Source organism: Nocardia jejuensis NBRC 103114, assembly GCF_001613145.1.
Classification (GTDB): domain Bacteria; phylum Actinomycetota; class Actinomycetes; order Mycobacteriales; family Mycobacteriaceae; genus Nocardia; species Nocardia jejuensis.
Window position 1 is genome coordinate 17,345 of sequence record NZ_BDBU01000049.1, and the last position, 16,287, is coordinate 33,631.

The 16,287-nt window shown below is 70.8% G+C and carries 1 protein-coding gene; it reads right to left on the reverse strand.

The window, feature by feature from the left end:
* Positions 1-57: 57 nt before the first annotated feature.
* Positions 58-16,281, reverse strand: a complete 16,224-nt coding sequence (locus tag NJ1_RS39470; protein ID WP_067701969.1) for a type I polyketide synthase — start codon at positions 16,279-16,281, stop codon at positions 58-60.
* Positions 16,282-16,287 lie beyond the last annotated feature (6 nt).

Here is a 16,287-nt window from a genome sequence, read left to right on the forward strand (position 1 = left end):
GCGTGTCGAAGTAGGCCGGAGCGACCGGGTGGGCACGGGCCCACCCGGTCGGTGTCGCTAGCGGTCCAACCAGTTCTCGATCGCGGCGGCGGCTTCGGCCGAGCGGTCCTCCAGGATCGTGAAGTGGTCGGCATCCACCGATACGACGGTGTGGGCGGGGTCCCAGGGTTCGGCCTGCCAGTCGGCGCGGTCCGGGTCACTGCCGAGGAACGACCGGGCGCACTGCAGGAACAGGGTCGGGACGGCGACCGATCCGGGCGCCATGTGCTGCAGCAGGTGCACGTAGCGACCCATCCCGGTGAGCCGGGCCTGATCGAAGCGGCCGAAGGTGGCCTGATCCGAGACCATGTGCTCGGCCATCGCGCGCAGCAGCCATTCGCCGTCGTCGTGGACCTCGTAGGTGTCCAGCAAGACCACGCTCTCCGGCGTCGGACCGCCTGCGCCTTCGAGGTACTCGGCGGTGAGGTAGGCCAGCAGGCCGCCCGAGGAGTAGCCGAGCAGGACGAACGGATCACCCTGTGCCGCTTCGAGAACGGAGCGGGCCAAGCCCTGCAGCGCGGCGGCCGGGGTCGACGGCAGCGACTCCCCCGCACCGAAACCCACTGGCGGCAGTGCGATTACGTCGCGGTCGGCGCCCAGGTGCGAGACGACGCGGGCATACTGGTGTGCGCCGCCGGTGGCCAGTGGCGGTGTGACGCAGATGATCCGCGGCCGGGTGGGGCCGACCGCGAGTCGCGCGGGCACCGGTAGCCGATCGAGTTCCGCCGCCGTGGCGAACTCCTCACGCAGCTCCGCCACCGCACGCAGGAGATGGAATCCCTTGGCGGCCTGTCCGCTCAGTACCGCACCACGGAACATTCCGTACAGGGAGTCGTCCATGGCGGCGCCGGTGGACGCGGTGGGTTCGCCGGTGGTGAGCTCCTTGCACAGATACCGCGCCAGGGCCGCGGGTGTCTTGTGATCGAAGATCGCGGCAGTGGGCAGGGTCAGGCCGGTGGAGGCGTTGAGCGCGGTGCGCAGTTCCATCGCGGCGAGCGAGTCGAAACCGGATTCGAGGAAATCGCGTTCGGGATCGAGTGATTCGGCGCTGTCGTGGCCGAGCAGCCTGGCGGCGTTCTCCAGGATGTGCGTGCGGAGCCACTGTTCGGCCTCCGATTCCGAGAGTTGCGCCAGGCGGCGGCGCAGCGCTCCGGCATCCTGCGCGCTGCCACCGCGACGTCCCGTGCGCGTGACCAGATCGCGCAGCAGCGCGGGGACCGTGTCCCGGGCCCGCAGGGCGGTCCGATCGATGTCGACCGGAACCGATACCGGGCGATCGGAAACGACCGCGGCGTCGAACAGTTCGAGCGCCTCGGCCGCGGACAGCGGCGGGAAGCCTTGACGGCGCAGGCGCCGGCGGTCGGTCTCGCCGAGCCACTGCGAGAGCCCGGTGTCGATGCCCCACAGACCGTAGGCGAGTGAGGTGGCGGGCAGGCCGGCGGCGTGCCGGTGAGTCGCCAGAGCGTCGAGGAACAGATTGGCGGCGGCGTACCCGCCCTGTCCGGCGGGCAGGATCAGACCGGCCACCGAGGAGATCAGCACGAAGGCCGACAGATCCAGGTCGCGGGTGAGTTCGTGCAGGTGCCAGGCGGAGTCGGCCTTGGCGGCCAGGGAGTAGTCGATCTGGTCGGGGGTCAGCGATTCCACGAGGCCGTTGTGGGCGACGCCCGCCACGTGGACGATCGCGCCCAGCGGGTGGTCCGCGGGGATGGAGGCGAGCAGATCCCGCAGGGCGGCACGGTCCGCGACGTCGCAGGCAGCGACTCGGACCTGGGCCCCCAGGGTTTCCAGGTCACCGGTGAAGTCTGTGAGGGTGGCGGGATCGCGGCGGCCGACGAGCAGCAGGTGACGGACGCCGTGGTGGGTGACCAGGTGTTCGGCCAGAATGCGGCCGATTCCGCCGGTGCCGCCGGTGATGAGGACGGTGCGGTCCGGATCCCAGGGGCTCGGCAGGTCGTGCTCGGGTGCTACGGCGCGCACGAGCCGGGGGACCCGGGTTCCCTCGGTGTCGACGGCCAGTTCCGGTTCGCCGGTGATCGCCACGGCGGCAAGGCGTTCGGACGCGATCGCGGCGGGAGCCTGGAGCAGGACGACGCGACCGGGGTTCTCCGCCTGTGCCGCGCGGACCAGACCCCACACCGCGGCGGCGGCCGGGTCGTCGGCGCTGTCGGTGACCACCGCGAGAGTGCTTGCGGCATAAGCCTGTTCGCGCAGGAACTCGTGCAGCACCGCGAGCGTGCCGTGCAGGGCGTCGCGCAGTGCGGCGGGCACATCGGCGCCCGTGACCGGGGGGCGGAACAGCAGCAGCGGTGCGGGGTCCGCGGTGCCCCACTCCGCCCAGGCGATGTTGCCCGAGCGCGGCTCGGGACCCGGACGCCAGCTGAGTTCGTACAGCGCGTCGGGTGCGGATCGGGTTGCGGCGGTGAGCAGCTCGCGGGACATCGGACGGACGGCCAGCGACCGCACCGACAGCAGTGGTCCACCGGCGGCGTCGGTCATCGCCAGGGTGAGCGCGCCGTCCACCCAGGTCAGGCGGACCCGGACTCGGCGCGCGCCGTCGGCGTGCACGCGGACCGAGGACCAGGCGAACGGGACCAGTGTCGGGCGGTCGGCGCCGTCGTCGGTGAGCGGTGCGCCGAAGGACAGGGCGTGCATGGCGGCGTCCAGCAGTGCCGGATGGACGCCGTAGCCCTGGGCGGAGACCTGTTCGGGCAGGGCGATCTCGGCGTAGAGGTCGCCCTCGCGCCGCCACAGAGCCGAAAGTCCTTGGAAGGCAGGGCCGTAGTGGTAGCCCTGGTCGGCGAGTGTGTCGTACGCACCGTCGATGCCGATGGCCGTGGCCCCCGCCGGTGGCCAGTCGGCGAAGTCGGTCCAGGTGGTGAACTCGTCGTCGGTGCTCGGGCGTACCGCGCCGATGGCGTGGTGCGTCCATGGGAGGGAGGGATCCTCGCCGTCTCCGCTCGAGTAGATGTCGAGCGTGCGGCGACCGGTGTCGTCGGCCTCACCGACGATCACCTGGAGTTGCACTCCGGTATGCCCCCGCAGGATCAGCGGGGCCAGGAGGGTGAGTTCCTCCAATTCCGCGCAGTCGACCTGGGTTCCGGCGTAGACGGCCAGTTCGACGAAACCGGTGCCGGGCAGCAGGACGGTGCCCAGCACATCGTGATCGGCCAGCCATGGATGCGTGGTCGTTCCGAGGCGGCCGGTGAATCGGATGCCCCCGGTCTCCGGCTGCGGGACCGCCGCTCCGAGCAGCGGGTGCTCGGTGGAGCGCAGGCCCAGGGTGAAGGCTTCGCCGGTGTGGAGCGGGCCGGTGGTCCAGAAGCGACGGTGCTGGAAGTCGTAGGTGGGCAGATCGATCCGGGCGGCACCGGTGCCGGTGTAGTAGCCGGGCCAGTCCACCTGCGCACCGGTGACGTGCAGGCGGGCCAGCGCGGTCAGCAGGGTCACGGGGTCGGCGCTGTGCCGCTTGGCGAGCGGGACGGTGGTCGCCGGATCGAGAGTCTGGGCGACCATCGGGGTCAGGACGGCATCGGGGCCTACCTCGGCGACGCGGACGACGCCCAGGGAGGCCATGGTGGTGACGGCGTCGGCGAAGCGGACGGCGCCGCGAACCTGGTTCACCCAGTAGGCCGGATCGGACATCTCGTCCTCGACCCGTGTCCCGGTCACGGTGGAGACCAGTGCGATATGCGGACGGCCGAAGGCCAGGCCCGCTATGGCCGTGGCGAATTCGGCGAGCATCGGGTCCATGAGCGCGGAGTGGAACGCGTGTGAGACGCGCAGTCGATGTGTGCGCCAGCTGTTTTCGACGCATCGATCGAGAATCGGTGCGATATCGGCCTCGGTGCCGGACAGGACCACCGAGAACGGGCCGTTGACGGCGGCGATCGAGACGTCACCGGACAGCAGGGGTGCGATATCCGCCTCCGAGGCGCCCACCGCGACCATTGCTCCCGCGGTGGGCAAGGCCTGCATCAGGCGGCCGCGCGCGGCGACGAGCACACAGGCGTCGCGCAGGGACATGACCCCGGCGACATGGGCCGCGGCTATTTCGCCGATCGAGTGACCGGCGACGACATCGGCACGGACGCCCCAGGATTCGACGAGGCGGAACAGCGCCACCTCGAAGGCGAACAGGCTCGCCTGGGCGAACACCGTCGCGTCGATGAGGTCCTCCGAGTGCAGCGCCTCGGCCAACGACACCTGGTGTCCGAGGAGGGGATCCAGCTCGGCGACGATCGCGTCGAAGGCTTCGGCGAACACCGGGTAGGCGGTGTGCAGCTCGGTGGCCATGCCGGACCACTGTGCGCCCTGACCGGAGAACACCATGCCCGTCGAGCCCGTCACCGCGCGCCCGGTCACGACGCCGGGGGTCTGCGCACCCGAGGCGAGTGCCTCTACTCTCGTGCGCAGATCGGCGGGATCCGAGGCCAGCACCACCGCGCGGTGCTCGAATACCGCACGGGTCGCGGCCAGGGAGAAGCCGATGTCGATCGGATCGTGTTCGGCGGCATGACGTGTCAGGCGTTCCGCCTGCCCGGCCAGCGCCGTGCCGTGCCGTGCGGAAATCACCCAGGGCAGGATGTTCCCGGCCGGAGCTGTCGTGGTCCCGGCGACCGGAACCGGTTGCGGGGCCTGCTCGATGATGACGTGCGCGTTGGTGCCGCTGATGCCGAAGGAGGAGACACCGGCGCGACGGGGGCGATCGACCTGCGGCCAGGCCACCGACTCGGTCAGCAACTGGACGTTGCCGTCGGTCCACTCGACCTTGGTGCTCGGCTGATCCACGTGCAGGGTGCGCGGCAGCACCCCGTGGCGCATGGCCATGATCATCTTGATCACGCCGCCCACGCCCGCGGCGGCTTGAGCGTGGCCGATATTGGATTTGAGCGAGCCGAGCCACAGCGGCCGATCCGCCGCGCGGCCCTGGCCATAGGTGGCCAGGAGGGCTTGCGCCTCGATGGGATCACCCAGTGTCGTTCCGGTGCCGTGGGCTTCGACCGCGTCCACCTCGGCCGCGACCACGCCCGCGTTGGCCAGCGCCTGCCGGATGACGCGGCGTTGCGCGGGGCCGTTGGGGGCGGTCAGACCGTTGGAGGCGCCGTCCTGATTCACCGCGGAACCGGCGAGCACCGCCAGCACCCGGTGCCCGTTGCGCTGGGCGTCCGACAGACGCTCGAGCACGAGCACGCCCGCGCCCTCGGCCCAGCCGACGCCATCGGCGTTGTCGGAGAACGATTTACACCGGCCATCCGGTGACAGGCCGCGCTGGCGGCTGAATTCCACGAAGGTCTCCGGTGTCGCCATGACGGCTACGCCACCGGCCAGCGCCAGGTCGGACTCCCCCGAGCGCAGGGACTGCGCGGCCAGATGCATGGCCACCAGCGACGACGAGCAGGCCGTGTCCACCGACACCGCGGGACCTTCCAGGCCGAGTGTGTACGCGATGCGGCCGGAGACCAGGCTGCCGGTCGCGCCGACCCCGGCGCCCTGGGCGTAGTCGTGGTACATCACGCCGGTGAATACGCCGGTCGCGCTGCCGCGCAGCGACGCGGGATCGAGTCCGGCGCGTTCCAGTGCCTCCCAGGTGGTTTCGAGCAGCTGACGCTGCTGCGGGTCCATCATGGTGGCTTCGTTGGGGCCGATGCCGAAGAAGTCGGCGTCGAAATCGGCCGCGGTGTGCAGGAATCCGCCTTCGCGGGTGTAGGACTTGCCCGCGCGGCCCGGTTCGGGGTCGTAGATGCCGTTGATGTCCCAGCCTCGGTCGACGGGCAGCCCGGATACCGCGTCGGTGCCCAGGCGCACGAGTTCCCAGAGATCCTCCGCAGATGTGACCCCGCCGGGGTAGCGGCAGGCCATGCCCACCACGGCTATCGGATCGTCACCGGCGGATCGGGTCGCGGTGACCGCGACATCGCGGTTGACGCCGGTGAATTCGTCGGCCAGGTATTCCGCCAGTGCCTGCGGAGTCGGATAGTCGAAGACCAGGGTCGCGGGCAGTCGCAGACCGGTGGCGGTGTCGAGGGCATTGCGGAACTCGACGGCGCTGATCGAGTCGAAGCCGAGTTCGCTGAAGGCCTTGTCGGCGGCGATGGCGTTCGCGTCCTGATGGCCCAGAATCGCCGCGGCCTGAGCGCGCACGATCTCGACCAGAATGCCGAGGCGTTCATGCCCGGGGGTGTCGGTGAGACGGCTGCGCAGTGCGGTGGCGGCCGCGGATGCTGCCTTGCGGCGAGCGGGGATCAGGCCGGTGAACAAGGGCGGCACCGGGATTCCGGCTCCGCGCATGGTGTCCAGATCCAGCCGGGCCAGGACGAGGGTGGCCGCGTCGGTGCGGGTCGCGGCGTCGAACAGGGCCAGGCCCTGATCGGCGGACAGCGGCAGCAGACCGGAACGGGACATGCGGCGGCGTTCGATCTCGCCGAGTTCGCCGGCCATGCCGCCGTCCCAGAGTCCCCAGGCGAAGGACTGAGCGGGGCGGCCCGAGGTCCTGCGGTGGGCCGCGAGAGCGTCCAGGCAGGAGTTGGCGGCGGCGTAGTTGCCCTGACCGGCATTGCCCAACGCCCCGGCCGCGGAACTGAAGAGCACGAAGGCTTTCAGCGGCAGGTCGGCGGTCAGCTCGTGCAGATGCAGGGCGGCGTCGACCTTGGGGCGCAGGACCGTGTCCATGCGCTCGGGGGTGAGCGATGCGATGGCGCCGTCGTCCAGGACACCGGCCAGGTGGAACACCCCGGCGAGGGGGCGCGCGGCGGGGATGTCGCTCAGCACTCGGGTGAGGGCGTCACGATCTGCCACGTCGCAGGCGTCGAACTCGACCTCCGCGCCCAATTGCCGCAATTGCGAACCCAATTCGGCGGACTCGGGGGTGGAGTCGCCGCGACGGCTCAGCAGCACCAGGTGGCGCACGCCGTGCGAGGCCACCAGGTGCCGGGCGAACAGGCCGCCGAGCAGGCCACTGGCTCCGGTGATCAGAACGGTGTCCTCGGGACCGAACGAGGCTGTAGCCGAGAGTGTTTCGGCGCTCGCCGCGAGCGAGTCGGCGCGAGCGAGCCGGGCGATGTGTACCTGACCGTGCCGGACGGCCGCCTGGGGCTCACCCGCGGCGATGATTCCTCCGAGCGGTACGTCCGCATCGGAATCGCTGTCCAGCAGCAGGATTCGGCCGGGGAATTCGGCCTGGGCCGAACGTGCCAGACCGCACACCGCCGCACCGGCCAGGTTCGTGAGGTCCTCGCCCGCCACCGATACCGCGCCGCTGGTGCGGATCACCAGGACCGATTCCGCGAACTGTTCCCGGCTGGTGAAGGACTGCAGGACCTGGAGTACCTCCTGCGTGGCGGCGTGCACGGTGGCGGAGTCGTTACCCGCGGGCGGCGACAGGATCACCGCCCGCGGAGCCGGCTGCTCCCCCGGTTCCGCCCATGCGGCCGTGGTGATCTCACTCTCGGCAACGGTCAGCGGGGTCCACGAAACGTGGAACAGGGCAGTTCGGGCGATGGGGGTGCTCGCGGCGAGCTGAGCCGGATCGATCGGGCGCGAGGCCAGATGGCGCACCGTCGCCACCGGTGCGCCGGTGGGGTCCGCGAGGTCGAGGGAGACGCCGCGTTCGCCTCTGCGGGTGAGTCGCACGCGCAGGGCGTCGGCGCCGGCGGCGTGCACGGTGACGCCGGACCATTCGAACGGCAGGGCCAGCTCGGCGCGCTCGGCAGGCTGTTCGTCGGCGAAACGCAGGGCGTGCAGGGCGGCGTCGAGCAGCGCGGGGTGCAGGCCGAAACGTTCTGCCTCGGAACGGGAATGCTCCGGGAGCTCGACCTCGGCGTAAACGGCCTCGGGTGTGCGCCACACCCGCGAGAGAGCCTGGAACACCGGGCCGTAGTGATACCCCTGCGCATCGAGCGAGTCATAGGCGTCGTCGATGTCGACCGGCGTCGCACCGGCGGGCGGCCACTGCGTCAGATCCGCCGGTGCACTGTCGAATCCGGAGGCGAGGGTGCCTTCGGCGTTCAGCGTCCAGGAGCGCGCGGAATCATCGGCCTCGTCGTCGGGGCGGGAGAAGATCCGGACGCCGCGACGGCCGCCGCCGTCGTCGCCGCCGAGTACGACGCGAACCGCCACGCCCGCCGAATCCGGCAGGACCAGGGGCGCGCGCAGCACCAGTTCGTCCAGGACCGCGCAGCCGACGCGCTCGCCGGCGTGCAGGGCGAGTTCGACGAGTCCGGTGCCGGGAAACAGCACGGTGTCCATCACGCGGTGATCGGCGAGCCACGGGTGGGTCTGCACGGACAGCCGTCCGCTCACGGAGATCACGTCGGAGTCCGGTTGGGAGAGCACCGCCGAGACGAGGGGGTGTCCGGTGGCCACCAGGCCCATCGAACGGGCGTCACCGCCCCCGGCGGGTCCTTCGGTCAGCCAGTAGCGGCGGTGCTGGAACGCGTAGGTGGGCAGGTCGATTCGGCGGGCCCGGGTACCGGCGAAGAGGGCGGGCCAGTCGATGTCCGCACCGGAGACGAACAGGGCGGCCACACCGGTCGACACCGAGGTCGAATCGGCGTTCGCCTTGCGGGCCAGCGCGATTGCCGCCGATGCCACCGGCGTTGATCCGATGTCGAGGGTGTGGGCGATCATCGGGGTGAGGACGGCGTCGGGCCCGATCTCGGCGAATCTCACCACGCCCGACTCGGCCATGGTGGTGACGGCGTCGGCGAAGCGCACGGTGCCACGGACCTGATCGACCCAGTAGCCGGGGTCGCTCATCTCATCGTCGACCCGCGTGCCGGTGAGGGTGGACACGAGCGGAAGGACCGGGCGATGGAAGGTCAGACCCGCGAGCACCGAGGCGAACTCGGTCAGCATGGGATCCATGAGAGCGGAGTGGAACGCGTGTGACACGCGGAGACGGTGTGTGCGCCAGCCGTTCTCGGCACAGCGGTCGATCATGGCGTCGATGTCGGCGGTGGCGCCGGACAGGACCACCGACGACGGGCTGTTGATCGCGGCGATCGAGACGTCGCCCGGCAACAGCGGCCGCACCTGCGATTCCGACGCGCCGACCGCGACCATCGCGCCGCCGGCCGGGAGCGCCTGCATCAGGCGGCCGCGGGCTGCCACCAGCACGCAGGCGTCGGGCAGTGACATGACTCCCGCGACGTGGGCCGCGGCGATCTCGCCGATCGAGTGACCGGCGAGCACCCCGGGGCGCACGCCCCAGGACTCGAGCAGGCGGTACAGCGCCACCTCGAAGGCGAACAGGCCCGCCTGGGCATAGACGGTCCGGTCGATCAGATCCTCGGCGGGCAAGGCGGCGGGCAGCGACACCTCTTGCCCGAGAAGAGGATCCAGTTCGGCGACGATCGCGTCGAAGGACTCGGCGAAAACGGGGTGGGCGGCGTGGAGTGCGGTGGCCATCCCTGCCCACTGCGCACCCTGGCCGGAGAACACCAGGCCCGTCGAACCGGCTGTCGCGCGACCGGTCACCACGGCCGGGACGGTATCTCCGAGACTCAGTGCTCCCGCGGCGTTCAGCAGACCTTCGCGCTCGGCCGACAGGACCACGGCACGGTGCTCGAATCGCACCGCGGCCGTTGCCAGCGAGAAACCGATGTCGATCGGATCATGCTCGGCGGCATGGGATATCAGGCGCGCGGCTCGGTCGGCGAGGGCCTGTTCGCCGCGCGCGGAGATCACCCACGGCAGCACCGCGCCGGAAGGGGTGGTCTCGGGCACGACCGCGGATTCGACCACCGGAGCCTGCTCGACGATGAGGTGGGCGTTGGTGCCGCTGAGGCCGAACGAGGAGACACCGGCGCGGCGCGGGCGATCGACCTGCGGCCACGGCATCTGCTCGGTCAGCAGCCGGATGTCGCCGTCGGTCCACTCGACCTTGGTGCTGGGCTGATCCACGTGCAGGGTGCGCGGGAGCACGCCGTGCCGCATGGCCATGATCATCTTGATCACGCCGCCCACACCGGCCGCGGCCTGCGAGTGACCGATATTGGATTTGAACGAGCCCAGCCACAGCGGGCGGCCGGGTTCGCGGTCCTGACCGTAGGTGGCCAGGAGCGCCTGGGCCTCGATCGGGTCGCCCAATGTCGTTCCGGTGCCGTGGGCTTCCACGGCGTCGACCTCGGCGGCGGTGACTCCGGCATTGGCCAGGGCCTGGCGGATGACCTTGCGCTGCGCGGGGCCGTTCGGGGCGGTCAGGCCGTTGGAGGCGCCGTCCTGGTTGACCGCGGAACCGGCGATGACCGCGAGCACCTGGTGGCCGTTGCGGCGGGCATCGGAAAGGCGTTCCAGGACAAGGACTCCGGCGCCCTCGGCCCAGGCGACGCCGTCTGCCGCATCGGCGAAGGACTTACAGCGACCGTCCGGAGCCAGGGCGCGCTGGCGGCTGAACTCGAGGAACATCTCGGGCGAGGCCATGACCGCCACACCGCCCGCCAGCGCCAGATCGCATTCGCGGGATCGCAGGGACTGGGCGGCCAGATGCATCGCCACGAGGGAGGACGAGCAGGCCGTGTCGATGGAGACCGAGGGGCCCTCCAGGCCGAAGACGTACGAAACCCGGCCCGAGACAAGGCTTCCGGCCGCCTTGCCCTGTGCGTAGTCGTGGTACATGACGCCGGTGAACACGCCGGTCGCGCTGCCGCGCAGCGCCGCCGGGTCGACCCCGGCACGCTCGAGCGCCTCCCAGGAGATCTCCAGCAGCAGACGCTGCTGCGGGTCCATGATCAGGGCTTCGTTGGGACTGATCCCGAAGAACTCGGCATCGAACTCGGCTGCGTCGTAGAGGAATCCGCCGCGCCGCGCGTAGGTTTTGCCCGCCTTGCCGGGGTCCGGATCGTAGATGCCGTCGATGTCCCAGCCTCGGTCGGCCGGGGAGTCACCCGTGGCATCGGTTCCCGAGGCCACCAGGTTCCACAGTTCCTCCGGCGAGGTGACGCCGCCGGGGAAGCGGCAACCCATGGCCACCACCGCGATCGGTTCGTCATCGGCGCGGACCCGGCTGATCGCGTGGTCCTGAGCCGTCCCGGTCCCGGTCAGCTGGGCGGCGACGAAGTCAGCGACGACCTGCGGATTGGGCTGGTCGAAAACCAGGGTGGCGGGCAATGCCAGGCCTGTCGCGGCATTGATCCGGTTGCGGAACTCGACGGCGCTGAGCGAGTCGAAACCGAGCTGCTGGAACGGCTGGTCGGGTTCGACGGCCTCGAGGGAGGCGTGGCCCAGCACCTCGGCGGCGATCGAGCGGACGAGGCCGAGCAGAGCGGTGCCGCGGTCGGCCTCGGAGAGTCCGGACAGTTGCCGTGCGAGGGCCTGCGCGGCGGGAGTGCGGGACGCGCGGCGGGGCGCGGCCGGAACGAGTGCGCGCACCAGAGCCGGGAGTTGCTCGCCTCGGGTGCGCAGGACGGCCGGATCGACACGCAGCGCGACGAGTCGGTCGATACCGGTCGCGATGGCCGCGTCGAACAGGGCCAGGCCCTCGGCCTCGGTGAGGGGCGGGAAGCCCTGTCTGCGCATCCGATCGAAGTCGGCCTCGGACAGGTCGGCGCCCAGGCCGGTGGATCGGGCCCAGAGTCCGTAGTCGATGGAGGTGGCGGGCAAGCCCAGACGGTGACGGTGGGCCGCGAGGGCGTCCAGGAAAACATTGGCGGCGGCGTAGTTCGCCTGACCGGCGGCCAGCACCAGACCACCCGCGGAGGACAGCAGAGCGAACAGGGTCAGCGGGTGGTCGAGGGTCAGTTCGTGCAGATGCCATGCGGCATCGGCTTTGGGGCGCAGGACCCGGTCGATCCGGTCGGGGGTGATCGATTCGAGGAGACCGTTGTCTGCGACGCCGGCGGCGTGCACCACACCCGCCAGCGGGTGCTCGTCGGTGACGGTGGCGAGCAGGGACTCCAGCTGTGTGCGATCGGAGACGTCGCAGGCGGCGATGGTGACCGAGGCGCCGAGGTCGGCCAGTTCGAGCTGGAGTTCGATCGCTCCGGGGGCGTCGGGTCCGCGGCGGGAGGTCAGGAGTAGTTGGCGCACACCGTGTTCGGTGACGAGGTGGCGGGCGATCAGCGCGCCGAGACCGCCGGTGCCGCCGGTGACCAGCACGGTGCCCTCGAGCGCGGGACGAGTGACCGCGCCGGGCGCGTGACGGGCCAGCCTGGGAATCAGCAGCGTCGCGTCGCGCAGTGCGGCTTCGGGTTCCTCGGCCGCGGCTACGGCTGCCGCGATGACGGTGCCGGGTGCGGCGTGAGCGTCGAGGTCCAAGAGCTGGAATCGGCCCGGGTGTTCCGCCTGAGCGGCGCGGAGCAGACCCCATACCGGCGCATGGGCCAGATCGATGGGATCGGAATCGGTGACGACCACCGCGTGCCGGGTGAGGACGACCAGTCGCGAGTCGGCGAATCGGGGCTCGGCGAGCCAACTCCGCACGGTGGCGAGAACTTCGGTCACGACCCGGCGTGCGGATTCCGGCGGAGCGCCGTCGGCGCTCGGGCACTCGAGTAGGACGAGGCCGGGCACGGTCGATTCGGGGGTGGAGTCGAGGTCGGCGATCAGGGACGCCAGATCGCGTCCGCCGGGGCTCAGCGTGGCGACGCGGGCCGGATCGACCGACTCCGTCGACACCGCCCGCGCGGTCGCCCATTCCACTGTGAAGAGGGCTTCGGAGGTGTGGTCGCCGGGGAGCCGGTCGGCCGATATGGGCCGTGAGACCAGCGAGCCCACCGAGAGCACGGGGCGGCCGTGGTCGTCGGCCATCTGGATCGCGAAGCGGTCGCCCCGCGGTTCGATCCGGACGCGGACGGTGGTGGCGCCGGTCGTGTGCACCCGCACCTGGTTCCAGGAGAACGGCAGCGCCGGGAAACCCGCCGCCCCGCCCCGGAGCGCGTGCACGATCGCGACGTGCAGCGCGGCATCGAACAGCGCCGGATGCACGCCGAATCCCTTGCCTGACTGCGTATCCGGCAGGGAGACCTCGGCGAACAATTCCTCACCGCGCTGCCAGGCGGCGCGCAGGCCGCGGAAGGACGGACCGTAGCCGTAGCCCGCGCCGAGCAGTTCGTCGTAGGCATCGTCGATCGAGAGCGGCTGCGCGCCGACCGGAGGCCAGGAGGCGAGATCGACCGCGACCACCGGTTCGTCGGGCGCGAGCACGCCGTCGGTGTGCAGAACCCACGGCCCCTCCCCCGCCGGGCGCGAGTGCACGGTCAGCCGGCGGCGACCGGAGTCGTCGGCCGCGGTCACCACGACCTGTACCGAGACGCTGCCCGAGGCGGGCACGGTCAGCGGGGCATGCAGGATGAGCTCCTGCACCAGCGGAGAGCCGAGCAGGTCGCCGACATAGGCGGCGAGTTCGACGAACCCTGTTCCGGGTAGCAGAACGGTGCCCAGCACGCTGTGGTCGGCCAGCCAGTGCACCGAGTCCACCGACCAGCGGCCGGTGAAGCTCACGCCGCCGGAATCCGGATGCGGCACCACCGCACCCAGCAGCGGATGCTCGATGAGGTCGAGCCCGGCGGAGCCGAGACCACGCAGATCGGCGGCCGACCAGGACTGCGTCAGCCACTGCTTGGCGTCGAGCCAGAAGCGCTCGCGCTGGAAGGCATAGGTGGGCAGGTCGATCGCCTGCGATCCGGTGCCGGAATACGGAGCGGCCCAGTCGATGTCGGCTCCGGTCACGAACAGGGCGGCCAGCCCGGACAGCAGCGTGTGCGCGTCGGCGTGGTCGCGACGTGCCAGTGCGACGGCCGCCACATCACCGGCAGTGTGCGCGATCATCGGCGTCAGGGCGGCGGCGGGGCCGAGTTCGGCGAATCTGCTGACACCCGACTCCGCCATGGCGACAACGGCATCCGCGAAGCGGACGGTGTCGCGGACCTGCCGGACCCAGTAGGCCGGGTCGCACATCTCGTCGCCGATCCGGGCGCCGGTGACCGTGGAGACGAGGGGCAGGTTCGGACGAGTGAAGCTCAGCCCCGAGATCGTGGTCGCGAAATCGGCGAGCATCGGCTCCATCAGGGCCGAGTGGAACGCATGCGAGACACGCAGACGGGTTGTGCGCCAGCCGTGTTCGGCACAGGCTTCGCTCACCGCGGCGATGTCGCCCTCGGGACCCGACAGCACCACGGCAGCGGGACCGTTGACGGCTGCGAGCTGCGTGGCACCGGACAGCAACGGCAGGACGTCCGATTCCCCGGCGGCGACCGCGACCATCGCGCCACCGGCGGGCAGAGCCTGCATGAGGCGGCCCCGGGCGGCCACCAGGACACACGCGTCCCGGAGTGACATCACACCGGCGACGTGGGCGGCCGCGATCTCGCCGATGGAGTGACCGGCCACGACGCCGGGGCGCAGGCCCCAGGATTCGAGAAGGCGGAACTGTGCGACCTCGAATGCGAACAGGGCGGCCTGGGCGAAAACGGTTCGGTCGATCAAGGTTTCGTCGGTCAGCGCGGTGCCGAGCGAGACGGTTTGCCCCAGTTGAGGATCCAGCTCCGCGATGATCTCGTCGAAGGACTCGGCGAACACCGGGAAGGCGGCGCGAAGCTCGATGGCCATACCCGCCCACTGCGCGCCCTGACCGGAGAACACGATCCCGGTGGTCCCGGGCACCACCCGGCCGGTCACGAGTCCCGGACCGGTGCCGGTGTGGCCGAGTGCGCGCAGCCCGGCCAGCAGGCCGTCGCGGTCCTCGGCGAGGACCACGGCGCGGTGCTCGAAGACAGCCCGGGTCGTCGCCAGGGAGAAGCCGACGTCGGCCGGATCCTGTTCGGCCGCAGGGGACGTCAGGCGGGCGGCGTGGGCGGCGAGACCCGCCGCGGTCCGGGCAGACAGGACCCAGGGCAGCAGGCCGCCGACCGGAACTGGCCGTGGTGCCGGTGTCGGTGCGTCTTCGGCCGAGGGGGCCTGTTCCACGATGACGTGTGCGTTGGTGCCGCTGATACCGAAGGAGGACACCCCCGCGCGGCGGGGACGATCGGTCTGTGGCCAGGGCACGGACTCGGTCAACAGGCGGACGTGGCCATCGGTCCACTCCACCTTGGTACTGGGCTGATCCACGTGCAGGGTCTTGGGCAGCACACCGTGCCGCATCGCCATGACCATCTTGATCACGCCACCCACACCCGCGGCCGCCTGGGCATGACCGATATTGGACTTGAGCGAGCCCAGCCACAACGGCCGATCCCCGGGACGATCCTGACCGTAGGTCGCAAGCAGAGCCTGTGCCTCGATCGGATCACCCAATGTCGTTCCCGTGCCGTGCGCTTCGACCACATCCACCTCGGCCGCGGACACTCCGGCATTGGTCAGCGCCTGGCGGATCACCCGGCGCTGGGACGGGCCGTTCGGCGCGGTGAGGCCATTGGACGCGCCGTCCTGGTTCACCGCGGAGCCCGCCATGACCGCGAGGATTCGATGGCCGTTGCGCTGGGCGTCCGACAGGCGCTCGAGCACCAGGACACCCGCGCCTTCGGCCCAGCCGACGCCATCGGCGTTGTCGGAGAACGATTTACACCGCCCGTCCGCCGACAGGCCACGCTGCCTACCGAACTCGATGAAGGTCTCGGGTGTCGCCATGACGGCCACACCACCCGCGAGCGCGAGGTCGCACTCCCCCGACCGCAGCGAGGCGGCCGCCGAATGCATGGCCACCAGCGAGGACGAGCACGCCGTGTCCACCGTGACCGACGGCCCCTCGAGGCCGAAGACATACGAAATACGCCCGGAGGCAATGGATCCCGAGTTCGCGTTGGCGGGATAGTCGTGGTACATCATGCCGACCCAGACGCCGGTCCTGCTGCCCTTCAGGGTGCCGGGGTCCACGCCCGCGCGCTCGAAGGCCTCCCACGATGTTTCCAGCAGCAGGAACTGCTGCGGATCCATCAGCGCGGCCTCGTTGGGGCTGATATTGAAGAAGGCGGGATCGAATTCGCCTGCGGAGTGCAGGAATCCGCCCTCGCGGGTGTACGTGCTGTTCGGCGTCTCACCGGTGGGGTCGTAGAGACGGTCGATATCCCAGCCGCGATCGGCGGGGAACCGCGACGTCGCGTCGGTGCCGTCCGAGACGAGCCGCCAGAGATCCTCGGGAGAGTTGACGCCGCCGGGATAGCGGCAGGCCATGCCCACGATGGCGATGGGCTCGCGCAGGGCCGCGTCGAGGGAGCGATTGCGGGCCCGCAGCCGCTCGGTCTCCTTGAGGGAGACGCGCAGCGCCTGGGCGAGCTTCTGGGTGTTGTCCTCGGGCTTGGTCATAGTCGC

What these genes read in the sequence shown, in the direction of transcription:
- NJ1_RS39470 (WP_067701969.1), bottom strand. Translation starts at nt 16,281, where the DNA reads ATGACCAAGCCCGAGGACAACACCCAGAAGCTCGCCCAGGCGCTGCGC.